This window comes from Streptomyces tauricus (assembly GCF_014650955.1).
GTDB lineage: Bacteria > Actinomycetota > Actinomycetes > Streptomycetales > Streptomycetaceae > Streptomyces > Streptomyces tauricus.
In genome coordinates this window covers 142660-168498 of the sequence record NZ_BMVY01000003.1, presented here as the reverse complement: position 1 = coordinate 168498, position 25839 = coordinate 142660, and the positions used below count along the sequence as shown (strand labels likewise).

Annotated in this window: 23 protein-coding genes and 1 pseudogene; 12 read left to right on the top strand and 12 right to left on the bottom strand. The window is 72.4% G+C overall.

Annotated elements, in window-relative coordinates; all coding sequences use genetic code 11:
• Positions 1–3 precede the first annotated feature (3 nt).
• The 4 genes from pdxR (at position 4) to IE278_RS07820 (ending at position 5723) form a co-directional block, all read left to right on the top strand.
• A complete protein-coding gene (gene pdxR, locus IE278_RS07835) occupies positions 4–1413 on the top strand; it encodes a MocR-like pyridoxine biosynthesis transcription factor PdxR (protein ID WP_189770146.1) in 1410 nt (469 codons plus the stop codon).
• A 246-nt stretch (positions 1414–1659) separates the two neighbouring features.
• Positions 1660–4017 (top strand): PEP/pyruvate-binding domain-containing protein, encoded by a 2358-nt coding sequence (locus IE278_RS07830; protein WP_189770145.1) that lies wholly within the window; start codon positions 1660–1662, stop codon positions 4015–4017.
• Positions 4014–4922, top strand: coding sequence for a hypothetical protein (locus IE278_RS07825; RefSeq protein WP_189770144.1), 909 nt, complete (start codon positions 4014–4016; stop codon positions 4920–4922). Before IE278_RS07830 ends, IE278_RS07825 begins: the two co-directional genes overlap by 4 nt.
• 81 nt (positions 4923–5003) lie before the next feature.
• The gene (locus IE278_RS07820) at positions 5004–5723 is read left to right on the top strand and encodes a protein tyrosine phosphatase family protein (RefSeq protein WP_189770143.1); all 720 of its coding nucleotides are present in this window, start codon (positions 5004–5006) and stop codon (positions 5721–5723) included.
• A gap of 170 nt (positions 5724–5893) precedes the next feature.
• Here IE278_RS07820 and IE278_RS07815 read toward each other — a convergent pair whose 3' ends face one another.
• Both IE278_RS07815 and IE278_RS07810 read right to left on the bottom strand, forming a co-directional pair.
• Positions 5894–6157 carry a DUF397 domain-containing protein gene (locus IE278_RS07815; RefSeq protein ID WP_107017598.1) on the bottom strand — a complete coding sequence of 88 codons (264 nt, stop codon included), beginning with the start codon at positions 6155–6157 and terminating at the stop codon, positions 5894–5896.
• Positions 6158–7018: a Sco1979 family transcriptional regulator gene (locus tag IE278_RS07810; protein ID WP_189770142.1), complete on the bottom strand. Its 861-nt coding sequence runs from the start codon at positions 7016–7018 to the stop codon at positions 6158–6160. It abuts the gene before it with no gap.
• 178 nt (positions 7019–7196) lie between these two features.
• Between IE278_RS07810 and IE278_RS07805 the strand changes: the two genes are divergently transcribed.
• The 3 genes from IE278_RS07805 (at position 7197) to IE278_RS07795 (ending at position 10705) form a co-directional block, all read left to right on the top strand.
• Complete coding sequence (locus IE278_RS07805; RefSeq protein ID WP_189770141.1) at positions 7197–7796, top strand: ATP-binding protein; 600 nt, start codon at positions 7197–7199, stop codon at positions 7794–7796.
• Between the two features lie 126 nt (positions 7797–7922).
• Positions 7923–8375 (top strand): hypothetical protein, encoded by a 453-nt coding sequence (locus tag IE278_RS07800; protein ID WP_189770139.1) that lies wholly within the window; start codon positions 7923–7925, stop codon positions 8373–8375.
• A gap of 467 nt (positions 8376–8842) precedes the next feature.
• The gene (locus tag IE278_RS07795; RefSeq protein ID WP_246570181.1) at positions 8843–10705 is read left to right on the top strand and encodes an ABC transporter ATP-binding protein; all 1863 of its coding nucleotides are present in this window, start codon (positions 8843–8845) and stop codon (positions 10703–10705) included.
• Positions 10706–10770: 65 nt separating this feature from the next.
• Here the strand turns inward: IE278_RS07795 and IE278_RS07790 are convergent, their stop codons facing one another.
• The 3 genes from IE278_RS07790 to IE278_RS07780 form a co-directional block, all read right to left on the bottom strand.
• Complete coding sequence (locus tag IE278_RS07790) at positions 10771–10938, bottom strand: DUF8839 family protein (RefSeq protein ID WP_107017824.1); 168 nt, start codon at positions 10936–10938, stop codon at positions 10771–10773.
• Between the two features lie 149 nt (positions 10939–11087).
• Positions 11088–11810, bottom strand: coding sequence for a DUF899 domain-containing protein (locus IE278_RS07785; protein WP_189770132.1), 723 nt, complete (start codon positions 11808–11810; stop codon positions 11088–11090).
• A gap of 128 nt (positions 11811–11938) precedes the next feature.
• Positions 11939–13357 carry an amidohydrolase gene (locus IE278_RS07780; RefSeq protein ID WP_189770130.1) on the bottom strand — a complete coding sequence of 473 codons (1419 nt, stop codon included), beginning with the start codon at positions 13355–13357 and terminating at the stop codon, positions 11939–11941.
• A gap of 192 nt (positions 13358–13549) precedes the next feature.
• Here IE278_RS07780 and IE278_RS41945 point away from each other — a divergent pair, with 192 nt between their 5' ends.
• Entirely contained in the window at positions 13550–14506 is a 957-nt protein-coding gene (locus IE278_RS41945; protein ID WP_220451673.1) for an endonuclease/exonuclease/phosphatase family protein, read from the top strand.
• A gap of 25 nt (positions 14507–14531) precedes the next feature.
• On the opposite strand, the pseudogene IE278_RS07775 reads toward IE278_RS41945, so the two are convergent.
• The 4 genes and pseudogenes from IE278_RS07775 to IE278_RS07760 form a co-directional block, all read right to left on the bottom strand.
• Positions 14532–16486, bottom strand: a pseudogene (locus IE278_RS07775) (FUSC family protein).
• A gap of 676 nt (positions 16487–17162) precedes the next feature.
• Positions 17163–17894: a DUF7873 family protein gene (locus tag IE278_RS07770; protein WP_189770126.1), complete on the bottom strand. Its 732-nt coding sequence runs from the start codon at positions 17892–17894 to the stop codon at positions 17163–17165.
• Positions 17895–17963: 69 nt separating this feature from the next.
• Complete coding sequence (locus IE278_RS07765) at positions 17964–18401, bottom strand: hypothetical protein (RefSeq protein ID WP_189770124.1); 438 nt, start codon at positions 18399–18401, stop codon at positions 17964–17966.
• Positions 18402–18563: 162 nt separating this feature from the next.
• Positions 18564–19739: a peptidoglycan recognition protein family protein gene (locus IE278_RS07760; RefSeq protein WP_189770122.1), complete on the bottom strand. Its 1176-nt coding sequence runs from the start codon at positions 19737–19739 to the stop codon at positions 18564–18566.
• A 216-nt stretch (positions 19740–19955) separates the two neighbouring features.
• Here IE278_RS07760 and IE278_RS07755 point away from each other — a divergent pair, with 216 nt between their 5' ends.
• Both IE278_RS07755 and IE278_RS07750 read left to right on the top strand, forming a co-directional pair.
• Positions 19956–20375: a RidA family protein gene (locus tag IE278_RS07755; protein ID WP_189770120.1), complete on the top strand. Its 420-nt coding sequence runs from the start codon at positions 19956–19958 to the stop codon at positions 20373–20375.
• A 9-nt stretch (positions 20376–20384) separates the two neighbouring features.
• Positions 20385–21041 (top strand): gamma carbonic anhydrase family protein, encoded by a 657-nt coding sequence (locus tag IE278_RS07750; protein WP_189770118.1) that lies wholly within the window; start codon positions 20385–20387, stop codon positions 21039–21041.
• 14 nt (positions 21042–21055) lie between these two features.
• Here the strand turns inward: IE278_RS07750 and IE278_RS07745 are convergent, their stop codons facing one another.
• The 3 genes from IE278_RS07745 to IE278_RS07735 all read right to left on the bottom strand — a co-directional run bounded on the left by IE278_RS07745 (position 21056) and on the right by IE278_RS07735 (position 24495).
• Complete coding sequence (locus IE278_RS07745) at positions 21056–22027, bottom strand: glycoside hydrolase family 6 protein (protein WP_189770116.1); 972 nt, start codon at positions 22025–22027, stop codon at positions 21056–21058.
• 222 nt (positions 22028–22249) lie between these two features.
• Positions 22250–22993: an aspartate/glutamate racemase family protein gene (locus IE278_RS07740; RefSeq protein WP_189770114.1), complete on the bottom strand. Its 744-nt coding sequence runs from the start codon at positions 22991–22993 to the stop codon at positions 22250–22252.
• Positions 22994–22995: 2 nt separating this feature from the next.
• On the bottom strand, positions 22996–24495 hold the full coding sequence (locus IE278_RS07735) for an NCS1 family nucleobase:cation symporter-1 (RefSeq protein WP_189770112.1): 1500 nt from the start codon (positions 24493–24495) through the stop codon (positions 22996–22998).
• A 163-nt stretch (positions 24496–24658) separates the two neighbouring features.
• Between IE278_RS07735 and IE278_RS07730 the strand changes: the two genes are divergently transcribed.
• The gene (locus IE278_RS07730) at positions 24659–25366 is read left to right on the top strand and encodes a GntR family transcriptional regulator (RefSeq protein ID WP_189770110.1); all 708 of its coding nucleotides are present in this window, start codon (positions 24659–24661) and stop codon (positions 25364–25366) included.
• Positions 25363–25770 (top strand): (2Fe-2S) ferredoxin domain-containing protein, encoded by a 408-nt coding sequence (locus IE278_RS07725; protein ID WP_189770108.1) that lies wholly within the window; start codon positions 25363–25365, stop codon positions 25768–25770. The genes IE278_RS07730 and IE278_RS07725 overlap by 4 nt, the downstream gene beginning before the upstream one ends.
• The last annotated feature ends 69 nt before the right edge of the window (positions 25771–25839 follow it).

Below are 25839 nucleotides of genomic sequence, written 5' to 3'. Positions count from 1 at the left end.
TTTGTGGCTGATTCATGGGTCAATTCCGCGGAGCGCATCGGCGCCGACCTGCATCTGGAGCTGTCCGGTCCGGGTGGCCGTCGTGCCGCCCTGACCCGGGCGCTGCGCGAGGCGATCCGCAGCGGGCGGCTCGCTCCGGGCACCCGCCTTCCTCCGTACCGTTCGCTCGCCGCCGACCTCGGAGTCGTGCGCAACACGGTGGCCGACGCGTACGCCGAGCTGGTCGCGGAGGGCTGGCTCACGGCGCGCCAGGGCTCGGGCACCCGGGTCGCCGAGCGCGCCGAACCGCTGGGGGCCCGGGCCCGCGTACCCAAGAAGGCACCTCCACGCGCGCGTGGGCCGCGGCACGACCTGCGGCAGGGCACCCCGGACGCGTCGGCGTTCCCGCGTACCGCCTGGCTCGCCTCGTACCGGCGGGCTCTTCAGCGCGCCCCCGCGGAGGCGTTCGGACCCGGCGATCCCGCGGGGCGGCCCGAGCTACGGGAGGCGCTCACGGAGTACCTGGCACGCGCGCGTGGGGTCCGTACCGAGCCGGGACGGATCGTGATCTGTTCGGGGTTCGCGCACGCTCTGCGGCTGCTCTTCCCCGCGGTTCTGCGGGGCTCCCTGGCCGTCGAGTCGTACGGGCTCCCCTTCCACCGCGAGCTGCTTGCGGCGGCGGGGGTACGGACCGTCCCACTGGACCTCGACGAGGACGGTGCCCGGGTCGGTGATCTCGGCAGGGAGCGGGCGGTGCTGCTCACGCCCGCGCATCAGTTCCCGACCGGCGGGCCGTTGCATCCCGCACGGCGTGCCGCAGTGATCGACTGGGCACGCGCGCGTGGAGGGGTGATTCTGGAGGACGACTACGACGGGGAGTTCCGTTACGACCGCAAGCCCGTCGGAGCCTTGCAGGGCCTGGATCCGGAACGGGTCGTCCACATCGGTTCGGTCAGCAAGAGCCTGTCACCCGCGTTGCGACTGGGCTGGATGGTCCTTCCCGAGCAGTACGTCGACGACGTGCTGGCGGTCAAGGGCGAGCGGGAGGCGTGGGCGAGCGTCCTGGACCAGTTGACGCTCGCGGACTTCGTCGAGTCGGGCTCGTACGACCGTCATGTACGGCGGATGCGGCAGCGGTACCGAAGGCGGCGGGACCGGCTGGTCGAGGCGCTCGCCGCGCAGGCACCGCATGTCGAGGTCACCGGGATCGCGGCCGGGCTCCACGCGGTGCTGCGGTTGCCGCCCGGCAGCGAGCGGTCCGCGGTGAAGGCCGCCGTGTGGCAGGGGCTCTCGCTGGACGGGCTCGCGGAGTTCCGGCACCCGGAGGCGGCGATGACCACGCCGGACGGCCTTGTCGTGGGCTATGCCACGCCGGCGGAGCACGCCTACGGAGCCGCGCTGAACGCGTTGTGCGCCGCGTTGCCACCTCCGTAGGCCCTTCCTGAGAGGGCACACACCGCCGCCGTACGGATGGAGGGCGGGCGGGTGGCCGGAAGGTGACCCTGGGCCGGCGTGCATGACAACACGCGGTGGGATCATCGTCTCAGGAGGCGCGTTGTTGGCGCGGCCGTTCTACCGGTCGGTCCGGCAGGAACCCGCCCCCATCCTTCGTTCCGCCGTCAGGCGCAGGGCCACCCCCGCGCGTCCCCCCTGTTGGCGGTCGGTCCTGGAGGGTGCTCGATGACGACGGTTGACGAACGTCACGGAGAACGTCGCGAAGAACGTCACGGAGAACGTCGCGAAGAGCGTCGCGAAGAGGGTGCGTACGACGGGGAGGAACGGCGCGCACTCCCTGCCGCCGACGCCCTCCCCCTGAGCGATCCGCAGGCCACGCGCATCGTGCTCGCCGGATCCAAGGCCGCGCATCTCGCACGAGCGGCGAGGGCCGGACTGCCCGTCCTGCCGGGGTTCGTCCTGCCGTGGGGCAACGGACCGTGGCCCGTCACGCCGGACGGCAACAGCAACAGCAACAGCAACAGCAACAGCAACGAACCATGGCAGGACGAGCCGTGGCAGGCGGCGGACGCGGACTCCGAGAGGGCCGAAAGCCTGCGCCGCGCCTGGCTGCGGCTTTCCGACGGCGGCGCCCTCCCCCTCGTCGTACGGTCCTCGTCGCCGCAGGAGGACACCCAGGAATCGTCCCTGGCGGGCCAGTTCGCGTCCGTGCTGGACGTACGGGGCTGGCGCGCCTTCCGCGCGGCCGTACGGACCGTGCTCGACTCGGCCCACCGGCCGGACGGCTCGGTCGCACCGATGGCCGTGCTGGTGCAGCCCATGCTCACGGCCCGGGTGGGCGGGGTGCTGTTCGGCGCCGACCCCCTGGCGGGGCGGTCCGACCGGCTACTGGTGAGCGCGGTGCGAGGCGGACCGGACTCACTGGTCAGCGGCGAACAGCCGGGCACCAACTACTGGCTGACCCGTCGGGGCCGTCTGTCGCACACCGCGCCGGAGGGCGCCGAACCGCTGCTCGGGGCCTGCGAACTGCGCCGGCTCGCGCGGCTCGCCCGGCAGGCGCGCGGGGTCTTCGGCGGGCCGCAGGACATCGAGTTCGGGTTCGACACGGCGGGGCGGCTGTGGCTGTTCCAGAGCCGCCCCATCACGGCGATGGCGGCGCGGCCCGCGCGCGGGGCACGGCTGCTCGGCCCCGGGCCGGTCGCGGAGACCCTGCCGGATCAACTGGAACCGCTGGAACAGGATTTGTGGGTGTCCCCCATGGCACGCGGACTTGCCGCCGCGCTCGACATCGGCGGCACCGCGCCACGGCGGCACCTGCGGACGTCGCCGGTCGTCACGACGGTCGGCGGGCGGGCCGCGGCGGATCTGCGGCTGCTGGGCGCCGTCCCGCCACGGCACCGGTGGCTTGCGTTGCTCAATCCGGCGCCCGGTGCCCGCAGGCTGGCCGCCGCGTGGCGGATGGGCCGGCTGGCCGCGGCGCTGCCCGGTCTCGCCACGGACCTCGTCGCCGATGTCGACCGGCGGCTCGCCGAGACCCCGGCCCCGGACCGGCTCACCCGCCGCGAACTCGTCGCCGCCCTGCGCTGGACCCGAACCGCCCTGGTCTCCCTGCACGCCCAGGAGGCCCTGGCCGGCGCCCTGCTGCCCGAGCCCCGGGCAACGGCGGCGGGCACGGCCCTCACCGTCCTCGCCGAGGCCCGCGCTCTCGGCGTACCGGACCGGCGGGTGGTGGCCACGCAGCCGGTGGTGCTGGCGTTGGCGGCACCCAGCCTGAGCCGGGAGTTGAGGCTCCCGGAGGACCCAGGTGCGCACCGGGCTCCGGCGGACCCCGTGGTCACTGACCGCAGGAGCCCCATCGGGTCCGCGGCAGCCGCGCTCCCTCCTCGTGAAGCCCTGCGCCTGCGTGTCCGCTGGGTGCAGGAGTTCCAGGTCCGGCTGGTCCGGGACGCCGCGCGACGCCTGGCCGTGCCCGGAGATCCGGCCCACGCTCCGGACGGATCGAAGGTGGGGCTGTTGCGCTGGCCGGAACTCGTCGACGCGCTCGAACACGGCTTCCTGCCCGGTGATTTCGGCGAGCGGCTGCCGATGACCGCGTCGGCGCCGCTGCCCGACGCGTTCCGGCTCGCGGAGGGCGGCGCGCTCGTCGCCGAGCGCACGTCACACAAAGGCCGCGCGGACAGGGGTGCGGACAGGGGTGAGGGGCAGGGCGTGTCCGGCGGTCGGGCCGCGGGGACGGCCTGGGACGGAACGGGCCCACGGCCACCGGACCCCGTGCTCGTCGTCCGCGCGCTCGACCCCGCGCTCGCCCCGCTCCTGCCGGGACTCGCGGGACTCGTCGCGCAGACCGGCAGCCCTCTCTCCCATCTGGCCGTCCTGGCGCGGGAGTTCGGACTGCCCACGGTCGTCGGCGCCACGGACGCCGTACGCCGATTCCCACCGGGCTCGCACCTCACGGTCGACGGCGCCACCGGTGACGTACACACGGACGGCGACGTACACACGGACAGTGACGTACACACGGCCGGCGGCGGACACCCAGCCGGCGACGCACCCGCCCCCACCCCCGCCCGGGGCCCGCGGTGAGGCGCGTCGCCTACTTCTTCGGGGGTGCGGCGGCCGCCGGCGCCGGTACGTACGTCGTCGTCTATCTGTACCGGTGGCAGTGGCAACGAGCCATTCTGTGCGGGGTGTTGCTGCTCGTCGTCGAGGTGCTGCTCCTCGGGATCGTGCTGCTCGGGCGGCTCGCGCGGATCGAGGAGCGCATGCGCGACGCCGACCGGCGCCAGGAGGACGTGCTCGCGCGGTTGCGGGAGAAGGAGGCACCGGCGGGTACGGGCGGGGACCGGTTCCGCTGGCTGGACGACGAGCCGGCGAGCCCCACCTACGTCTTCGTACCGGTCCTGATGGTCACCGGTGTGCTGCTTTCCGGCCTCGCCTGGCTGGTGCAGCGGATCGCGGCCGCCACGGCCAGGCCCACGGCGGAACGGCGGCTGGCCGGGCGCCTCTCCGTCCTGGCCGCCCCCGATCCGGACGGCGGTACGGACCTCGACGACCTGCCGCCGCCCGGCGCCCGGCCGGACCGCGCCCGCACCCTGCGCGTCCTCGCGGCGGGCGTGGTCGGGAGCGCGTTGCTGGCGGCGCTCGTCGTCGGGCTCGCCGACCTCACGCAGACCCGCGAGGAGGAGGCGTCGGACTCCGAGGCGACCTCCCTGCTCCTGCGGGTCGACATGCGCGGCGCGGACATGACCGCCGAACGGCAGTCCCTCGCCGCGCGCCAACTCTGGGAACGCTGCCGGGACTCGACGTCCGTGCCGCTCAACCGGGCCAGCCTCGGCGAACTGGGCGACGGCCTCTTCGCCGGAGTGGTGCGGCCCGCGCTGGGCGACCACGACCGTATGCGCCTGCGCGGCTGCCTGGAGGACACCGGCCTCGACCGTACGCATCTCACGGTGGTCGGTATCGGCGACGCGGACGCGGACGACGACTGAGCCGTTCCGGGCACCGCCCGTTGTCGGTGTCCGGGGTTACGATGCCGACGCGCGCCTCGTCCCCGAGCCTCCGGGTCGCCCATGGCTGTCCTCGCTCCGCCTCCGCCGCCCCGCCTCACGCTGCCCGGGAGCCGTTCCCGCCGCATCCTGCGCCGGACGCTGCCGCGCGCGCTCGCCGCCCTCGGCCTCTGCTACCTCGCCCTCTGGGCCACCGGCGCCCTGGGCATCCTCGCGCTGTCGTACTGGGCGCGCGAGCGGACACCGCCGCCCGAAGGGACCCACCCGGTGCGGGGGATCCACCACTTCCAGCCGGTGGACGCCGCGGGCGGGCTGTGGCGCGGCGCCGCCCCCTCACCCGCGGGCTACCGGGAACTGGCCCGGCTCGGCTTCACCACCGTGATCGACCTGCGCGCCGAGGACCTGTCCGCCGAGCAGCTCGACGGACCGCGCAGGGCGGGCCTGGACGTCGTACGGCTGCCCGTGCGGGACGGCCAGACCCCGGCGCCGCACCAGGTACGACGCTTTCTCGGCGTCGTCGGAGCGGCCCCGGGGCCGGTGTTCGTGCACTGCGGGGCGGGGGTGGGCCGGACGGGGACGATGGCCGCGGCCTACCTCGTGCGGGCCGGGCAGGAATCCCCGCCGGGCGCGGTCCGCCGCAATCTCGCGGTCGGACCGCCGTCCATCGAGCAGATCTACTACGCGCTGAGCCTCGGCCCGGGCCGGGCGGAGCAGCCGCCGCTGCCGGTGGTGGCGGTCAGCCGGCTCGTGGACGCACCACGCCGCATGTGGTCCTGGTTCTGAAGCGGTTTTCTGGCGTCCGGTTCTGAAGCGGTTTCATGGCGGCGATGTGTCATGTGCCGGAGGCTGCGGCGGGCCCGATCGCCGGACCGCACCACACGGGACCGCCCCGCCCGCACCACACTCAGGAGAATCGGTTCTGCAACAACCGGCCGGCCGTTTCGTCGGCGGCCTCAGGAGAGCAGGAAGTCCGCCTCCCCCGCCTTGGCACCCTGAATGAACGCGGTCATCTCGCCGGGGGTGTAGATGAGAGCGGGACCGTCCGGGTCGGCCGACTGACGGACCGCGATCCGCCCGTCGGCGAGCTTCATCGCCTCCAGGCAGTTGCCGCCGTTCCCACCGCTCCACGGCTTGTGCCAGCCTTCGCTGCCCAGTTCCCTGGCGGGCATGCCGTTGTAGATCCGCGCGAGGCGTATCCGGGACTTGATGCGATCCATTCACAGCTCCTTGCGGAGATCCAGCAGGATCTCCTTCGTGCGATGTGCCGTGGCGGCCTGAGCCGCCATGCGGTCCATGACCTCGAGGTGGGTCGCCACCTCGGTACGCGCGTCCAGGTAGACGGCGCCGGTCAGGTACTCGCTGTAGACCATGTCCGGCAGTTCGGGCATGGCAAAGCGGAACAGCACGAACGGCCCGTACGTGCCCGCGTGCGGCCCCGAGGAGAAGGGGGCGATCTGCAGCGTCACGTTGGGCAGTGTCGTGGCTTCCAGCAGTCTGTCGATCTGGCCGCGCATGACCTCGGGGCCGCCGACCGGGCGGCGCAGGGCGGTCTCGTCCATCACCGCCCAGAACCGGGGCGCGCCTTCACGTGTCAGCAGCTCCTGGCGTTGCATGCGCAGCGCCACATGCCGCTCGATGTCCTCGGGTCTGGTCTGGCCGACGGCGCCGGACTGCATGACGCCACGCGCGTACTCCTCGGTCTGCAGGACTCCGGGCACGAAGTGGGGTTCGTACGAGCGGATGAGGGCGGCGGCGCCCTCCAGGCTGACGTACATCGAGAACCAGCCCGGCAGGATGTCGTGGAACCGCTGCCACCAGCCCGGCTGGTTCGCCTCCTCGGCGAGCATGACGAAGGCGTCGGCCTCGTCGTCGGAGACGCCGTACGACTTCAGCAGGAGCTGGAGGTACGGGATCTTGAGGGTTACCTCGGCCATCTCCATACGGCGGACGGTGGCGGCGGTGACACGCAGGATCCGCGCCGCCTCCTCACGCTTGAGCCCCGCGCGTTCCCGCAGGTCCAGCAGGCGCCGTCCGAGGACGACCTGCCCGACCGTCGGCGCGGACCGCGGCTCGCTCACGTCCACCTCCACTTTTGTCCAGACAGCCGGGGCGGCGCCCGTTCGGGCCCCGTACGGGTACCCAACTGACGCCGCGCCACGTGCTGTTGCGAGCAGTGTGCCATGGCCATACCGCTCAGAACACTGCACTCTGCAATTTTCAGAGTGACACTTGCCAAGTGTTCACGACGGGGAGATAGTGGCAAGCGTGATTCCGTCCGCGCCGTTAGGAACAGCCGCAGCCGTGAACCGAGACCGTCTTACCGCCACCGCCGGGGTACGCCCCGAGACGGCGGCCGAGCGCCGGTTCCGCTTCGAGCTGGCCGCACATCCGGGCTCAGCAGCACAGGCCCGGCACCTGACGCGGGCCCGACTCTCGGGCTGGGCGGTCTGCGAGGACACCTGCGACACGGCAGAGCTCGTCGTCTCCGAACTGGTCACCAACGCCATCGTGCACACGGCGAGCCGCCATGTGGTGTGCGAGCTGCACGACGGCGAGGACCTGGTCCGGATAGCCGTCCGTGACGAGGGATGTGCGCCGGGTGAGCCCCACCCGTCGCCACAGCGTCCCGATGAGGAGCATGGGAGGGGACTGCTTCTCGTGGCGGCGATGTGCACTGCCTGGGGCGCCCAGGAAACCGGTCCCGGACTGCTGGTCTGGGCGGAACTGCCGCGGACGGCGAACAACGGCGTCGAGCCGCGGTCGGACCTGGGCTGGAGTGCGAGGAGCCGGCCGGCCCCAGCCGGCTCCTCGCCGGCGGGGGTGCACATACCCCCGGCCGGGAACGAATGGTTCTGACCTGAATCGTCACAGTTCCCGGCCGGACAAAGCCGGACCGACCGAACCAGAGCGACCGAACCGACCCGAACGGGACCGACCGACCCGAACGGGACCGAAGACATTGGGAACACGAGCGGGGGCTGAATGGGTGTGAGGGCTACCTCGGCCGGTACGCCAAGGGTGCTGAACCTGAACACGCTGGTACGCATCGAGCGCGGCCGGACGGCTTCGGGCCCGGGCGCTACGCGCCCGCTGGCGGTCCCGGAGGGGATGCAGGCCCCGCTGGGCTGTGACGCGGTGGCGATGCCCGCGAGACTCGGCCCGCTGCTGATGCCCCGGCTGCCGCGCGTCGGCTGTGTGTACGCCGACAGCACGCACTGGTGGTGGCTCGTGCCCTCCGACTCGGACGTCGCCCTGGAATGGCCGTCGCCCGCGCACTACGCCACGGGAGCGCTCGTTCCCGCCTCGCCCACGTTCCCCGGGCTGATCCACACGCCGGACGGCACGCTGCCGTACACCCCGCCGATCCCCCTCTACCTGGCCCTGTGCCGGGTGACCGGAACACCACCGGCCTGGTCCCGGCCGATCAGCGCCTGATCCGTACGACGCGCTCCGTGCGACGTGATCCGTACGGGCTGATCCGTACGACCTGATCCCGTACGGGCTGACAGGCGCGCGGCCTCTCAGCCAGGCCGACGTGCCGGCTGGTGCCCCGGCCGGCATCCTGGTCGGCCGCCCCACACCCGAACCGTACGTTCGCCGCGGTCATTCCTCGGTTGGGCGGTGCGTGGAAGCACGCGTTCCAGGGCATGGCACATCGCGCGGCCCCAAGCGCCGGGCGTGCTCCGGATACGCCGTGCCGGAGCGGGCGCGCGCCCTGCCCGAGAGCGCCCGGCGCCGCGATAGTGGCCGTTCGCCCACGATCGGGGAGGTCATCGATGGCGTCTGCTGAGTCGGCGGGACCGTCGAAAAGGATCACGTCCGACAGTACGGAACCCGGTGCGGACGGGCCCGAGCCCTCCGAGTCCGAGCGGCTGCTCTTCGGCGGTCCGCTGCGCTACGACATGGGCTGGTCGCAGCACTCGGACGCGTTCATGGAGCTGAACTTCCGCGCCATGGTGACGCGGCTGCCCGCACTGCTCGCGCTCAGTTTCCGGCTGGCGTGGCAGGCGGACCGCCAGGCCGCGCGGACCGTGCTGTGCGCGGAGGTGGGCCGCGGTCTGGCGCAGGCGGTGAGTCTGCTGGCGGTCAACAGCGTCCTGGGCCGCCTGATGGCGAGCGGCCCGGTCGCGGACCGGCTGCGCGACGCGGCACCCGCGCTCGTCACGGTCGCCGTGGTGACCCTCCTCGCCGCCCTGCTGCGGGGCGCCTCGACGTACGCGACCGGCCGGCTCGAACCGAAGGTGGAGCGCGTCGCGACGGAGCTGTATCTGGAACGGGCCGCGACGGTCGAACTGTCGGCGATCGAGGACGAGGCGTTCCACAAGCTGCTCGACACCGCGCAGTACGGTGCCTCGTCCGCCCGGCGCATGATCGGGATCGCCACCCGTGTGGTGAACGCGATGATCTCGCTGATCGCGGCGGCCGGCGTCCTCACCGTGCTGCATCCGGCGCTGCTGCCCCTGCTGATGACGATGACGCTGCCGAGCGCCTGGAGCGCGCTGACCATCGCCCGGCGCCGGTACGCGTCGTGGCACGCCTGGGTGCAGCACGCCCGCGCCGGCCGGCTGATCGGCAACCTGCTCACGGAGCCCGCCGCCGCGCCGGAGATCCGCGTCCACGGCGTGGGCCCGTTCCTGCTGCGGCACTTCCGCTCGATGTCGGAGGCCGCCGAGGCCGAACAGGCCCGGCTCGCCCGTCTGGAGGCCCGGACCGGCCTGATCGCGGCCGCCTGGACGGGCCTGGCCACCGTGGCGACGTACGCGACGCTCGGCGGGCTGCTGCTGGCCGGGGCGATGGCCCTGTCCGTGGCGGGCACGGCGGTCATCGCGATCCGGACCGGTTCGGCGAACCTCGACACACTCGTCCTGGAGGTCAACACCCTCCACGAGGAGGCCCTGTTCGTCGGCGATCTGCAACGCCTGCACACGGAGGCCGCCGAGCGCACGATCCCGCTCGGCGGCGCCGCACTGCCCGAGGAGCCGCGCGAGATCCGCTTCGAGAACGTCACGTTCACGTATCCGGGCAGCGCGGCCCGGCCCGCGCTGTCGGACCTGACGCTCAGCGTGCCGCTCGGCAAGATCGTGGCACTCGTCGGGGAGAACGGTTCCGGCAAGACCACCCTGGTCAAGCTGCTGTCGGGCCTGTACGCCCCGCAGCGCGGCCGGATCCTGTGGGACGGCGTGGACGCGGCGACCGCCGACCGGCATCAGCTTGCGGAGCGGATCGCGATGGTGGCACAGGACTTCAAGCGGTGGCCGTTCACGGCCCGGGTGAACGTCGCGATCGGCCGGGCCTCTGCGCCGCTGACCGACGAGCGGCTGGACGCGTCCGTCGCGGAGGCCGGCGCCGAGGACGTGGTGGCGGATCTGCCGCGGGGCCTCGACACGCTGCTGGCCCGGATGTTCAGCGGCGGGCACGAGCTGTCGGGCGGCCAGTGGCAGCGGCTCGGTATCGCGCGGGCGGCGTACCGGCGGGGCGCGATCCTGGTCGTGGACGAGCCGACGGCGGCCCTCGACGCGCGCGCCGAACTGGAGGTCTTCGAGAAGATCCGGGCCCTGGCGGGTACCGGTCAGACGGTCATCCTCATCACGCACCGGCTGGCGTCGGTGCGCCACGCCGATCTGGTGCATGTCCTCGACCAGGGCCGTCTCGTGGAATCCGGCACTCCGGACGAGCTCCTCTCCACGGGCGGCGTCTACGCCGAGCTGTACGGGCTGCAGGCCGGGCAGTTCGCGGCGAAGGTGCCGGCGCCCAAGGCGGGGTGAGCCCCTGACAGCCGGACCCGACGGCCGACCCGGCGGCCGACTCGACTGCCCACGGCTCGCTCGGTCTACTCGACGAGTTCCCGCACGACGACCAGGAAGGTGTCCGTCGACAGGTCCATCACCACGTCGACGTGCTGCCCCTCAAGGCGGCGCGCCTGCGCGAACTCCTCCGCGGGCCAGGAACCACGCGGCCCACCGGCCGGAAAACGCTCCAGCACCGTTCGACCGTTCAACATCCTGTACCTCCATGTAGCGCTGCTCTCGTCGAGAGCCCTTGAAGAGTTAAACGCTCATCATGGGGTGAAGGTCTCGCGAAGTGACGTTACTGAGACGTAGTCGACACACGGTCACGACGGATGGGGGAACATCCGGGCAGTCCCGCTCAGTCCTCGTACTCGTCGTGGTAACGGATGCGTTCGCTGCCCGCGGGCGCCCCCAGTGCCGACGCGCGCCCCTCGGGTTTCTCCCACTCCTCCTGCCGGCCGAGCGCCGTGAGGTCCAGGAGGCTGGTGGTGGAGCCCAGCCCGTCGAGTCCGCGCCCGTACGTCGAGTACGTGTGGAAGATCCGTTCCCGCTCCCGCAGGAAACAGCTCACGCCGGGGCGCTCGTAGGACTCCCCTCCCCCGCCGCCCTCGCCCTCCTTGCCTGCCTCGCCTGCCTCGAACGACGCCTGGAAGTCGTGGTTGAAGTCGTTGTCGTACGACGAGTACCAGGGCAGCGTCCACCCCATCCGCGCCTTGAAGGGCAGGATCTTCGTGTACGGCGCCCTGGAGATCACCGCGAACTCGGTGCCCCGCGCGCGCAGATGCGCGAGATGCCCGATCTGGTCGACGAACGCCGAGCAGCTGCGGCAGCCCGCGTCCCACTCGGGCGCGAACATGAAGTGGTAGACGACGAGTTGCTGCCGGCCCTCGAAGAGGTCCAGCAGCGTCGCCTTGCCGTCGCCGCCCTCGAAGGCGTACTCCTTGTCGATCTCGACCATGGGCAGCCGTCGCCGGTCGGCGTTGAGCGCGTCCCGGGCCCGGGTCGCGGCCTTCTCCCTGACCAGCAGCTCCTCGCGCGCGGCCTGCCATTGCTCGCGCGACACGATCCGCGGAAGCGTCATCGCTACTCCTTCGGTGCGGTGCCTTGTCAGGGGTGGACCGAAGGAAGCACCGGAACTCATCGGTGGGCCGGGGATTTCTTTTCCGGCCGCGATCGAAGCAGTACCTGAGGCCGGTCCGAGCGGCCTCCTCAGGTGTCGTAGTCCTGGATGCGTTTGCCGTGGCTGCGGTCGATCAGCGCGGGCATGCGCGCGTTCATCTCCCGTACGACCGCCGGGACATCGAGGGTGAGGAGTTCGCGGTCGCGCATGAGGATCCGTCCGTCGACGATCGTCGTGCGTACGTCACCGGCGCGGGCGCTGTGCACGAGGGTGGCCGCGAGATCGTGCACGGGCTGGGTGTGCGGCCCGGTCAGATCCACCAGGATGATGTCGGCCCGGCGCCCCGGTGCGAGGCTGCCGATCCGCTCGCCGAGCCCGACCGCCCGGGCGCTCTGCAGCGTCGCGTGGTGCAGGGCCTGACGGGACGTGAGCCGGCGCGGATCGGCCTCGGTGAACTTCTGCGCCAGCGCGGTGAGCGCCATGGACTCCCACACGTCCAGGGAGTTGTTGGAGGCGGCCCCGTCCGTGGCGAGTCCCACGGGGATGCCGAGTTCCCGCAGGGCGCGTACCGGAGTGGTCGTGGGCCAGGCGAACTTGAGGTAGCCGCGGGGCGCGCTGGCCACGCCGACACGGCCGCTCGCGCGGGCGAGGACGGGCAGGTCGCGCTCCACGATCCCGGTGCCGTGCGCGATGAGCAGATCGGTGTCGAGGAGACCGGCGCCGGCCAGGATCTCGATGGGCGTACGGCCGTGGCGGGCGAGGCTCGCCTCGGTCTGGTCGCGGTTCTCGGCGGCGTGGATGTGCACGAGCAGACCGTGTTCGCGGGCGAGCCGGGCGGTCGCGGCGAGGTCGGCGACGTCCACGGTGTAGGGCGCGTGCGGGGCGAGCGAGGTGGTGATCCGGCCGTCGGCGGTGTCGCGGTGCCGGAGGGCGAAGTCGAGCGACCGCTCACGGCCTTCGGCGCCCTGGGAGGAGAAGAAGGCCTGCCCGAGGTTGGCGCGCAGCCCGCTCTCGGTGGTCACGGCGGCGACGGTGTCCATCGAGAAGTAGTGGTCCGCGAAGCAGGTGACCCCGCCGCGGATCATCTCGGCGCAGGCCAGCCGCGCCCCCAGCTCGATGTCCCGCTCCTGGAGGTTGGACTCGATGGGCCAGACGAATTCGTTGAACCACTCCTCGATGGGCAGGTCCTCCGCGATGCCTCGCAGGGTCACCATCGGGCTGTGGGTATGGCAGTTGACCAGGCCGGGCAGCGCGACCTGGCCACGGGCGTCGATGTGCTCGGCGGCGGCGAGGCCGGTGGCGGTCAGGTCGACCGTCCCGCCGATGACCGGCCCGGCGGTGACCGTCTCGATACGGCCGCCGCGTACGACGATGGTGGCGTTTTCGACGAAGCCGACCTCTTCGCGTTCGTCGTGCACGAGGGCGGTGCACCCGGTGATGACGAGATCGGCGGGGCCCCGCGTCGACGGGCCGGTCCTTGCGTCGGGCGTGGGCTCGGGCCGGGTCATCTCGCCACGGTACGGCGGGATCGTGCCGTCGGGTGACGTGAACCGCGCATCTCGTCCCCGCCCTGTCGCGCGGGCGGTCGCGCGAGCAGTCTGAGCTCCGAGGGCCGTCCCTCGGCCTCACCATTCGACGGGCGGTGCCCCTGGGAAGGCCCGTCCGGCCCCTGGGGAGACTCGTCCGGGAAGGAGCCCGGCATGCTCCTCGGCACCTGGAACCTGGAGAACCTGTACCGGCCCGGCGGGGCGTTCGGCCCGCGCACCGAGGCCGCGTACAAGGCGAAGCTCACCACGCTGGCCGGGGTCATCAGGGAACTCGATCCCACGCTGCTCGGTGTGCAGGAGGTCGGCGACCCGGCCGCGCTGGAGGACCTGGCCGGGATGCTGGACGGCGACTGGCACATCGTGCTCTCGGCACATCCGGACAGCCGGGGCATCCGGGTCGGCTTCCTCAGCCGGCCGGCACCGCGGACGATCATCGACACCAACGAGTTCCCGGCGCCGCTGCGGCCCGTCCAGGGCGACGACGACGGCGAACCGGTGTCCCGTACGGGCCGCGGTCTCCTGGCGGTGGAGGCGGTGCTGCCAGGCACGGACGTCACCCTGTCGGTGGCGGTCTGCCATCTGAAGTCGAAGCTGCTGACGTACCCGGGCGGCCGGTTCCAGCCACGGAACGAGGGCGAACGGGCCCGCTGCGGCGCGTACGCCCTGTACCGGCGGGCCGCCGAGGCCACCGCTCTGCGTGCCGTCGCCGACAGTCTCCTCGGCGGCGCGGGCACAACGCGGGACGTGGCCGTGCTCGGCGACCTCAACGACGAGGTCACCGCCGCGACGACACAGATCCCGCAGGGCCCGCCCGGCTCCGAGATCGGCACTCCCGGCTTCGACCGGCCCGACAGGGGGGACGCGGCGCGGCTCTGGAACATCGCTCCCCTCATCCCGGAGAAGCAGCGTTTCTCCCGCGTCCACTCCGGGCGCCCCGAACTGATCGACCACATCCTGGTCAGCCACCGGCTCCTCGACCGGGTGACCGGGGCGGGGACGGGGGCGCCGCTCCAGGAGGCCCCGTTGCCGTCGGTCGACGAGGACCCGAACGCCCGCCGGGACGCCACGGGGTCGGACCACGCACCGGTATGGGCGCGGATAGCCCCCTGAGCGCCTGAGCCCGCGCTCCGCGGACTCAGGCGCTGCGCAGGCCGGCCGGGGAGGCCGCCGCGAGCCCGGCGTACTCCCGCCGGTCGACGAGTTCGTCGAGGAGTGCGGCCAGGCGCTCGGTGTGCCGCGGGGTGAGCCGTCCCGTGTCGTCGAGGTGCACGGCGCAGGCGGTGGTGGTGTCCACCAGTCGTTCGAGGGTGGCCGCGACCTCGTCGGTGCCCGCCGTGTGACGGGCCAGGGTGGGAAGTTCGGCGGCGGAACGGTCGCGCGGGCCTCCGCCAGCGTCCGGTAGGCCTCACGGCGCAACGCCCAGCGGGTGGCCCGGTCGTCGGCATCTCCGTCCAGAGCTACGTCACTCAGGACGTGCGTCAGATAGGCGTGCGCCGCGTCGGTGGCGGTCGCCAGCCGGGCCCGTACGTTCCCGCCGCGCTGCCCCGGCGCCGGGAGGTGCCCGACGACCAGCACGATCGCGCAGGCCAGCAGCGTCTCGCCGATCCGGCTCCAGGACGCCTCCGGCTCACCGCCGACCATGACGAGGGCGAGCACGAGGACGGTGACGACGGCCGTCTGCGCGGCGAAGTGCCGGGTGGCGACGGGGATGAGGGCCCCGCTGATCGCCACGAGCGCGACGAGCCCTTCGGGCCGGGGCAGCACGGCCGCGAACCCCGCGAAGACGAGGGCGCCCAGGACGGTACCGGCCGCCCGGTTCAGTACGCGCGAGACGAGCGGACCGAGATCCGGCTTCACGAGGAACACGGCGGTCGCGGGAAGCCAGTACCAGTGCACGTGGTGCAGTGCCTGCGCGACGGCGACGGCGGCGCCGTAGCAGAGGGCCACGCGGAGGCCGTACTCCCGCCCTCCGGTACCGGTGACGGTGCGCAGGAGCGCCTTGGCGCGCAGGGGCCGCAGATGCAGGCCCTTCCGCGCGGTCCGCTCGGTGCCGCGCCCCAGCGGATGCGGGTGCGGGTGCGGGTGCGCATGTGTACGGCTTTCGGCGGCCCTGCGGGGGCGCGGGCCTCCGTGGTCGAAGGTCTCGGCGGCGTGCAGCAGGGCGTCGTCGAGGGCCCGTAGTCCGGGAACGGTCCGGGCGGGCGCGGGCAGCGGCCCGCAGGGCTCCCCGGTCCGTACGGCGACGGCGAGCCGCCGCGGACCCTGAGCCGTGCGGGCGGGCAGCGCCTCCCCGGACCACGCCAGCGCGGTCGCGGCCTCGGCGAGGGGCAGCGCGGCGGCGTACTGCGCCCGCAGCCGCCGCTCGGCCGCGGAACTGGCGTACCGCCGCAGCCGTGGCCCCGCGAGCGCGTCCTGCGCGTGATCGAGCGCGGCGGTCAGCGCGGCGCGCCGGCCACCGGCCTGCTCCCCGCCCACGGCGGCGAGCAGTTCGGCGATCGCGTCGTACACGCCGGCGACCCCGGCACGCTCGCCGTCGAAGCGGAAGTCGTTGGCCAGGGCCCCGGGGGTGGGCAGCGCAAGCCGCAGCACGATCAGCCAGCCGGTACCGGCGAGGAAGAACAGGGCCCGCTGCCAGCCGGGTTCGGGCAACGGCATCCCCGCCCCGACGGCCGCGGCGACGAGCAGCTGGGTCCCGGCCCCGGACGCCACGGGCCCCACCGCGCTGACGGCCCCGGCGAGCAGCCCGAGCGCGGTGAGGGTCAGGGTCAGCGGGGCGGCGCCGAGGCCTTCCCCTGCGTACGTGCCGACGGCGATGCCCGCGGCTCCGGCCAGCCCGGGTACGCCGATCCGGGGCACGGCGGTGCGGCGGCTCCCCGGCCGGTCGTTGATCCCGGCGAACATGGCTCCGAGCGCGGCCATGACCCCGAGGGGCTCCCGCCCCACGAGGACGGCCACGACCAGCAGGGGCCCGGCGGCGAGCACCCCGCGCACCACGGCGTTCCATGGGACGGGCCCCCGTTGGGCCCGCAGCGCGTGCGTGAGCCAGGGCGGGAGGGCTGTCGGCGGAACGCTGAGGAACGGTCGCGGCACGGGCACGGGGCTCCTGTCGGGACGAGGGCGGTTGCGGGTGGCATGCCTTCGGGCGACGTCGGCCGGGCGGTGGGTGCGGTCGGTTCTCTGTGGCGGGTCGGGCCTCTACGGAGGATCGGTTCTCCACGGTAGATCGTGTCCGGCGCCGGAACCGGACATGAGCGTTTCCACGGTGTGACGATTTCGGCGAGAGCCGGGTTCTTTATGAACGCAATCGCAAGTGCGGGCCCGCCGAGGCGACCGCACGCCGGAAGCAGGAGCGGGCCCGGGGGCGTAGCCGGCCCCCGAGCCCTGTGATGCCACCCATGCGGCACGCCGGCACGCTTGAGGACCCAGGTCAGTTTCATGTCGCCGCGTCCTGCCTTTGGACCACCGCACATCGAGCTGTGCGGGCCGGACTTGAACCGGCATTTCGACGCCCGGAGCCTGGGTCCGGTCGATCCGGCGATCGGCGGCGAATGCTGAGTCTGGAGCAATAGTCTGAGATTGAGCGCGGTCTGCCTCTGCCTATTGGGCTACCGCGGCGCGTAGGCACCTGCGGGACAGATGCCGGGCTGGTGCCGCGGGGAGGACTCGAACCTCCACTGGAACCGCGCGGTCACGACAAGCTTCAGGTTCAGCTTGCGCTCCTCGCGCACCCCGGCCGTCATGAGTGATGGCCGGGGAGTTCTTGAGGCTACCCGAACAGGTAGCCGAACACAGCGTCTCCGACGCGCTCGTCGGTGACCTCCGCGCCGTTCGCCTCTTCCCTGGCGAACTTGACGGCCTGCTGCAGCTTCTCGACCCGGTCGAGCAGCTCGTTGACGCGCCGCGCGGGCAGGGCGCCGGAGAACTTCACGGTCGTCCAGTACCCGACGGGAATGTCCTCGTAGTACACCTCGACCTGGGCGGGGTGCTTGTCGGTGGCCTCGGCCTTGACGTGGTTCCGCGGGACCTTCTTCGTACGGAGCGTCCGCACCGGCTCGGTCTTCCACGCGTCGGTCGACGGGTCCTGGACCCACGACTCGGAGGCGTCGAGCACGGGCAGTTTCCGTACGAAGGTGTTGAGATCGGTGAGCTGCTTCTCGAGGAAGAGCAGGTACGACACCGGGACGTCGGCGACGAGCACCCGCCCGTCGACCTTCACGTCGGCGCGGGCCGTGCAGTTGGCCCAGTCCTTGGTGGCGGTCACGTCGAACAGCCGGGTCAGCGTGGCCGCGGTGTCCCGCAGCACGTTCTCGGCCTGCACCTGCACCCGGGTCGACTCGGGCGGCAACTGCTCGCCCTCTTCGTCCTTGGGCTGGTACGTCCGCGAGATCCCGGCCAGCAGGGCGGGCTTCTGCAGCCCGTGATGAGCGGCCGTCAGGTCCTGGTGCGACTTGGACTTGACGCCCTTCTCCACTGCGATGATCTGATTGAGTTTCGCCACGTCGGTGACGGTAGCAGTGCCGACGGGGGCCGATCGAAGGGTTATTCGACGAACCCGGCCAGAACCCGGTCAGGTACGAGGCCAGGACTCCCCGATCGTCTGGCCCCCGCTGAACGTGCCTCCCTGGACCACGACCCCTCCGGGCACCCCTCCACTGACACTGTTGTGGACAGTGAGCGACGAGGGAGCCGTGGACGGCGGCGGGCTCAACTCGTCGAGGAGCGCCCGCAGTTCGGCCGCCGCCTCCGGATCGTCGCGCAGGGTCCGCCGCAGTCTGACGCGCCAGGACGCCCGGACATCGTCCGCGGCGTCCTCGTCGTCGGCGTCCCGCGCCGCGACCAGATCGGCGCGCGACTCCTCCAACTCCCCCTGGACCACATCCTCGTCCCGCCCTCGCGCGAAGAAGGCGACGACCCGGTCCCGTACGTTCCCCCATCCGTCCGTCACCATCTGCTGCACGAGAGCCGTCGCCCCCGCCGCCGCCAGCGCCGCCAACTCCGCTTCCATCGGTCCCCCTCGGTCGCTCGCCCGCCGGACGTCATACGTCCGGAGAGCCACGGTAGCGGGGCCCGGTGCGGCGGCAACCCCCGATACGGACCCGATGCGGAAGGGAAGCCACGCCGCGTGCGGGCAGGGCACGCCGCGTGGAGCGTGCCCTCGCGGGCTCGGCTAGCCGCTCGCCGCTGCCTTCCGCAGAGCCGCCAGCTCCCCGTACATCACCTCGCCCGGGCACTCCGTCGCCATCCAGTCGCGGTGGCCGCTGATCTCGTCGACTTCCCTCTTCTTGCCGTTGATCGGGCTGACGTACGTGACCTTCGCCTGCGGGTCGACCCCGTGCATGCGGACCAGGGACCGGACCAGGTTGGTGAGGGCTTCGCGGGCGGCCGGGGTCGGGCCCTGCTTCACCAGGTTGCCGATCAGCGCGATGCCGAGGTTGCCCGAGTTCCAGCCGCCCGTGTGGAAGCCGGTCACGAGCTTGCCGTCCGCGTCGTGGGCCGGCGTGGCGCCCTCGCCCGAGTACCGGCCCTCGTAGATCTCGCCCTTCTCGTCGACGAGGAAGTGGTAGCCGATGTCGCCCCAGTCGTTGGTGATCGCGTGCACGTGGTAGAGCGCGCGCACCGTGGCGGCCGGGTCCGGGTCGCCGTTGGACGTGGCGGTGTGGTGCACCGTCAGGGTCTGGAACGGGTGGTACGTCTGCGGCGAGTTCTCCGTGCCGTCCGGCTTGAAGCGGAGCTTCTCGTCCGCGCCCCAGGCCGCGCGGGACAGGTACGCGACGCCGCGCACCCGTGTGCTGTCCTGCGGCACGGCGACCTCGCGTGCCGGGCCCCGGGTCGTGTCGACGGCCAGCGACCGCAGGTCCGTGGCACCGTACGGGGCCCTCAGCTCGTAACCCGAGGCCTGGTCCACGGGGATGAGCAGCGCGCCGCCGTCGCTGTCCCGGCAGCTGTCCTCGCCCAGGGCCTTCCAGTTCCCCTTGCGGCCGTCGGCGTACGTCAGTCTGATGGCGCCGCCGGTCGCCTCGCGGGTGCCGGTCCAGCGCACTCCCACGTAGCCGATGGGGAACGCGGTCTCGACCGGCGCCTCGCCGGTGGCGGCCTGCGCGCGGGTCCCGGGGAACGTCCTGGAGGTCGTACCGGGGCCGGGCCCGGGGTCGGGGTCGGAGAGGTGCGCGTCCACCGATCGCCGCGAGCCGGCGCGAGCCGACGTGACGGGAGTGAGCGCGACACCCGCCGCGACCGCGCCCGCGGCGCCGACCAGCCCACGCCGCGTGAGGCGTGCCCCGGCACTGCAGGAGGTGGTGGCGGCGGAGGGAACCTGAGGGGGGAGGGTGGGGGGAACAGTCATGGGGGTTCCTTCGGTGTTTGCTGATCGTTCCTGACTGCCGCGGAGACCCGTGAGGGGTAAGGATCCACGCCGCAGTCACGTTTGAAGACGCAAATACGCAAAGGATCATAGGTCTCCGACCCGTCGGATATTCGGATGCGGCGCCGTGCACCGGGACCGCATCATCGGCACCGTCGCCCGCCCACACCCACCGACCCGCCACGAAAGGCCCCCGCCGTGCTGAAGCGCGTCACCGTTCCCAGCCTCTTCACGCCGCCCACCTACTCCCACGCCTCCGTGGTCGAGGCCGGCACGCGCCTCGCCCTGCTCGCCGGGTCCGTGCCCCTCAACGCGGACGGCGAACTCGTCGGCCCCGGCGACCCCGTACGGCAGGCCGAGCAGGTGATCGCGAACCTGGGCGAGCAGCTCCGGGCGGCCGGCAGCGACTTCGAGCATGTCGCGTACACCGACGTGTACGTCGTGAGCGCCGATCCCGCCGTGCTCTCCCAGGTCTGGGACGTCGTGGAGGCGTCCCGGCTCAGCGTGGGCCCGCACGCCTCCACCCTCCTCGGCGTCGCCTGCCTCGGTTACCCGGGCCAGCTCGTGGAGATCACGGCGACTGCGGTGGTCCCGGGACCCGGCGGCGAACGCGCCTAGAGTCGTCCCATGTTGATCGAGCATCGCGGGCAGCGCCCCGTCGTCCCGGCCTCCGCCTATGTCGCGCCGACGGCCGTCCTCTGCGGCGCCGTCACGCTCGGCGAGGGCGCCCGCGTCCTGCACGGGGCCGTCCTCACGGCGGAGGACGGCGAGGTACGGACCGGCGCGGACGTCGTCATCATGGAGAACGCCCTCGTACGGGGCCGCCGCCGACACCCCGCACTCATCGGGAACGCCGTACTCATCGGCCCGCACGCCCACGTCAACGGCGCCCGCGTCGAGGACGAGTCCTTCGTGGCCACCGGCGCCTCCGCCTTCCCCGGGGCCGTCGTGGGCGCCGGTTCGGAACTGCGGATCAACAGCGTGCTGCACGCGAACTCGGTGCTGGCGCCCGGCACGGTCGTCCCCATCGGATGGATCGCGGCCGGTGCCCCGCGGGCCCGGCTCTTCTCCCCCGACCAGCACGACGAACTGTGGGAGGTGCAGCGGGAACTGGACTTCCCGGGCACGGTCTACGGCGTCCCCCGCGGCACCTCGATGCGGGACATCATGGCCCGGCAGTCCGACCACTTCGGCGCCCACCTCGACGACCGCGTCATCGACGACCGCGTCATCGATGACCGGCCCGCCGAGGACGGCCCCGGCGACGGCCCCTCGACCGACTGAGATCTCGGCCCCGCTCATCCCCGGGCGTTGCGCGCGAGCTCCAGCGCGTACGACGGCCACCACTGGCCGGCGGCCGGGCCGCCCCGGCAAGTGCCGTCCGACTCGCCCGGCCGCTTGACCCACAGATAGGCGTCGATCAGCGGCGCGCCCGTGACCGTGGTGGGCGCCACGCCCAGGGCCCGGCCCGGCGGGTTGCACCAGGAATCCGTGCCGGTCCGGGGCCCGTTGCCGTTGCGGCTGCTGTCGATCACGAAGTGCTTGCCGCCGAGAGCCGCGGACAGCTTGTCGCCGTACGCCGAACTGTCCGCGTCGGTCTGGAAGTTGGAGACGTTCAGCGCGAAGCCGTCGGCGCGGGCGAGGCCCGACTGCTTCAGCGGCGCGATCAGCCTCGATGTGTCCGGGTGCCAGGCGGGGTTGCCCGCGTCGAGGTAGACACGGGTGTTCGCCTGCCGCTTGAACTGGTCGACGGCGTACGCCAGCAGCGCGTACCGCTCCTCCGGTACGACCGGGCCGCAGCCGTCGATGGCGTGCGCCACCGCGTCCGGTTCGACGATCACGTACGCGCCCCGGTCCCCGAGCCCCGCCGCGAACTCGTCGACCCATTCCCGGTATCCCGCCGCGCTCCGGGCGCCGCCGCCCGAGTACGAGCCGCAGTCGCGGTGCGGGACGTAGTAGGCGACGAGGACCGCCGTACGCCCTTCCCGCGCGGCGGCGGTGGTGCGGGCCTCCACGACGGCCCGTGGTCCCGAACCCGTCAGCCACTCGGCCTGGGGGCGGGTGGAGATACGTTCCATCAGCAGGGCGTCCGCGGTCCGTCCCGTGCGGCGCCATTCGGCTGCCTGCCGGGCGGCGCCGGACTCGGGGTTCACCCAGAACGACACCGGGGAGGCCTCGTCGGCCGCCTCCGAGACCCCACCGGCCCACAGTCCGCCCCACAGTCCGGCCGACGCGAACGCCCCGAGCGCGACCAGCCCGACAGCGGACATCCGGACCCGGCCCCTTCCTCGAAGACGGACACGGGCTCTTCCCCGAAGACGGACACGGACGCGGGCAACGACAGCTGGGGGCACGACCGACTCCGTTCCCACCGCCGCGGCGCCGGCGGCGGCTCGTCCGCGAGCGGCCGGCCGGGTGCCGGCGGCTCTCTGACGGAGTCTGCGGTCCCCCGCAATCCACCGCCGTGCCCGCCGCATCCGTGGCACCCGGAATCACTCCGACGGCGGCGCCCCCGGCCTCGCCCAGGTCCGTCGTTTCGGCAGCGGCTTCGCGTAGCCGCCGGCGCGGCTCGTCGTGAGTCCGAGCGACACGAGCGACTCGGCGAGCTTCACCGCCGCGCCCACGCCGTCGACGACCGGCATCCCCAGCTTCTCCCCCACCGCCCGCTGCAGGCCGGTCATCCCGGCGCAACCGAGGACGAGGACCTCGGCGCCGGCGTCCCGGGCCCGTTCGGCCGCGGCGACGAAGGCCGCCTCCGTACGCTCCTGGTCTCCGAGGTCGAGCACACCGAGCCCGGTGCCCACGACCACAGCGCAGTTCCGGGCGACCCCCGCCGTGTACAGACTGTCCTCGATCTGCCCGGCCGAGCGCTCCAGCGTGGTGACGACTCCGTACCGCCGACCGAGCAGGCACGCGAGATGGGCCGCGGCCTCGGTGATGTCGACGACGGGGACGTCCACGAGTTCCCGTACGCCCTCGCGCCCGTGCTCCCCGAAACCGGCCATGACGACGGCGTCGTACGGGTCATGGTCCTCCTGTTCCTGGTACGTCCGCAGGGTGTCGAGGACGGCGGCGGCCGACAGATAGCTGTCGAGCCAGCCCTCCGCGGACTCGGGCCCCCACGCGGGGGTGAGTCCGAGCACGGTGGTGCCCGGGCCTGCCGCGGCCCGGGCACCTCGCACGATCTCCTCGGTCATCGACTGCGTCGTATTGCAGTTGGTGACGACGATCCGCACGCTCAGCCCTCCTGAGGAGCGGTGGCCGGAGCCGCGAGCGGTTGCGGCACGGCGGTGTCGGTGGCGGCGCGTTCGGAGCGGCACAGGAGCGCGTACAGCCCGGCGGCGAGCGCCGTCCCGATGAACCAGGAGTACGGGGCCACGTCGCTGAAGGTCTTCACCAGCGCGAGGACCGCCGAGACCGCCGCCGCGGGCAGGAACGCCCACAGGGCCTTGGGGTTGACGCCCTTGCGGTAGTAGTAGCGCGATCCGGGCCGGGCGTCGAACAGTTCGTTCACGTCGACACGGCCGCGCTTGACCCAGAAGTAGTCGAGCATGATCACGCCGAACAGCGGGCCGAGGAAGGCGCCGAGGCCGCCGAGGAAGTAGTTGACGACGGTGGGGTTGGAGAAGAGGTTCCAGGGGGTCACCACCAGCGCGGCGACCGTGCTGATCATGCCGCCGACCTTGAAGGTGATCTTCTGCGGCCAGACATTGGCCAGGTCGTACGCGGGCGAGACGAAGTTGGCGACGATGTTGACGCCCATGGTGGCGATGGCGAAGGTCAGCGCGCCCAGGATCAGTACCCACTTGTTGCCGATCTCGGCGACGAGGTGGGCGGGGTCGGTGATGGCCTTGCCGAACACCTCGATGGAACCGGCCGTGACGATGACCGACACGATCACGAAGGCGGTCGAGTTGATCGGCAGACCCCAGAAGTTGCCGCGCTTGACGGTCCGGTAGCTGGGCGCGAAGCGCGAGAAGTCGCAGAAGTTGAGCATCAGGGTGCCGTACGTGGCGAGGATCAGCCCGATCGCGCCGAACCACTGCCGCCACTGCTCGCCCACGGAGACCGGGTTCGGGGTCGAGGTGAGCGAGATGGTCCAGCCGGCCTTGGCGAGGATCCAGACGGCGAGGGCGATCATCACGAGCCAGATCGCGGGCCCGCAGAAGTCCTGGAACTTCCGTACGGACTCCATCCCCTGGCTGATGATCAGGGCCTGGACCAGCCAGAGCGAGACGAAGGACAGCCAGCCGAGCGCGTCGAGGCCGAGGAAGGAGCTGTGGGTCCAGGACTCCAGGCCCGGCCAGGCCGCGAGCAGCATGATGTTGACGGCGACGGAGGCCAGATAGGTCTGGATGCCGTACCACATGATGGCGATGACGGCCCTGATCAGCGCCGGGATGTTGGCGCCCCAGACGCCGAAGCTGATGCGGCTGACGACGGGGAAGGGCACACCGTGGGCCTGTCCGATCTTCCCCATCCAGTTCATGCCTATGTAGATGAGCACGAAGCCGACGAGCAGGGAGCTGAAGATCTGCCAGACGTTCATGCCGAGGACCAGCAGTCCGGCCGCGAACGTGTAGTTGCCGAGGTTGTGGACGTCCGACATCCACATGGCGAAGAGGTCGAAGACCTTCCAGTTGCGCTTGCCCGCGGGGGCGAGGTCTTCGTTGGTGAGCCGGGGATCGGGGACGAACGCCGGCGTACCGGTGGCCGCGGCGGGATCGGCGAGGGACACAGGGCCTCCAGGAGCGTGGTCGGGGACGACGGGAGGACTGGGCGGCTGCAGACCGTGTTTGGTATACCAAACTGTGGTCATGGTCCCGCTCCCGATGACATCTGGCCATGTCCGGGCGGTAACAGCTCGGTAAAACAGTCCCGGGGTCGGCGAGGATGGACGCATGACGACGGTGGAACCGCTGGGGGCGGTGCGCGAGCGAGTACTCGGCTCGCTGCGGCAGGAGATCATCGCGGGGCGGCTGCTGCCCGGCGACCGGCTGGTCGAGCGCGAGCTGGCCGAGCGGTTCGGGGTCTCCCGGGTGCCGGTCCGCGAGGCGATCCGGGCCCTGGTCACCGAGGGTTTCGTCCTCTTCGAGACCCCGCGCCGCACGGTCGTACGCCGGCTGACCCGCACGGACGTCGCGGAACTCTTCGAACTCCGCGAGGCCCTTGAGGTGTACGCCACCGGGCTGGCCGCCCAGCGCGCCACCCGGGCCGACCTGGCCGAACTCGACGAACTCCTCGACCGCGCGGCGGACGCGACCGCCGCCGACGACGCGGAGACGATCACCGACATCAACACCCGTTTCCACGACCGGATTCTGGCGATGGCCGGAAACAGCCTGCTGATCTCCGTGATGGAACCGGTCGACGGCCGCCTGCGCTGGCTCACCCGCCAGAACGAGGAGTGGCCGCAACTCCTGGCCGAACACCGGGAGCTGTACGCGGCCATCGCCTCCGGCGACCGCGAACGGGCCCGTGCCCATGCCCTCGCCCACGTCCGGGCCAACTACCGCTCGACGGTGCGCCACCTCTTCGGCGACCCGGACACCCCCGTCCCCACCGGTACCGATCTCGCAGGATTCGACAGACCCCGAGGAGAAGCGTGACTGCCCGTACGGCGATCGGCGCCGCGAGGACCCGGCCCTGCACGCTCGTCGTCTGCCGCGGCTGCTGCTGCGGCGACGCGCGCAAGTACCCCGGCTACGACCACGACTGGCAACTGGAGCGCCTGCGCGCCGCCGCGGACGCCTCCGGCGGGCGCCTCGCGATCCGTACGGCGGACTGCCTCGGCCCCTGCGACCAGGCCAACATCATCGTCGTCCAGCCGTCGGGCGAGGGCCGCAGGCGAGGCGGCCGGGCCGTCTGGATCGGCTGGTCGATGGGCGACGACTGCACCGACGAGATACTCCGCTGGGCGGAATCCGGCGGCCCCGGCATCACCGCTCCCCCGGCCACCCTCGCCCTGCAGTTCGTCCAGTCGGCGGGCGAACGGGACCGGGCGCGTCGGTAGTCGCTCCGCGGCGGAGATCGGCGGGGATCGACGGGGCCGGGGTCTGCGGCCGGGCCGGTGTGGCTGGGC